The 589-nt window shown below is 52.0% G+C and carries 1 protein-coding gene; it reads right to left on the reverse strand.

The window, feature by feature from the left end; genetic code table 11:
- Positions 1-163: 163 nt before the first annotated feature.
- Positions 164-439 (reverse strand): type II toxin-antitoxin system Phd/YefM family antitoxin, encoded by a 276-nt coding sequence (locus SFLMC1_RS07320; RefSeq protein ID WP_152073289.1) that lies wholly within the window; start codon positions 437-439, stop codon positions 164-166.
- Between the last annotated feature and the right edge of the window lie 150 nt (positions 440-589).

Below are 589 nucleotides of genomic sequence, written 5' to 3' on the forward strand. Positions count from 1 at the left end.
CCTTATATCCGGCCCCTCCGGTCGGGGACCTTTCTGTATCGATACGGCTTTTGAGCTGGTTTGGCGTCGACAACGCCCAACAAAGTTAACCTGCCAGCGTCGAATTTCCGCCGTTCTTTAGCTGAATGATGTCTACTTGATCATCGACTCTATATCGCGGCTTCTAATGGGCTCGTTCATCGAGACCGCCGTCGAGCATTTTTCTGACAGAGCCAAAGACGTCGTCGTGTGTATAGCGAAGTTGCATGCTGGCGGCCTGACGATCAGCGGCATCAAGGGCGCTCTCGATTGTATTGCTCAGCGACTTGTACTGCTCAAAGCTCATGACGACCATAGAGCCCCGCCCGTTTTTAGTTAGAAAAACCGGACCCTCTTGTTCGACTTCGCGTTCAACGTCCGGGTAGTGATTTCTAAGATCTGAGACTGGCCTAATATTCACAGCTACCTCCTGAGCTATCAGGATATTATCGTAATTATGATAACAGAGTTAAGATTTGGGATAGGAGTCCCTCGGGCGCGGGGCGGGCGCCTGCCGCCATATATGAACTTTCCTGCTCGGACAGTCCTGCTCACGACGGAGGCCACATTA

This window comes from Collinsella aerofaciens, from assembly GCF_901212495.1.
GTDB lineage: Bacteria > Actinomycetota > Coriobacteriia > Coriobacteriales > Coriobacteriaceae > Collinsella > Collinsella aerofaciens_H.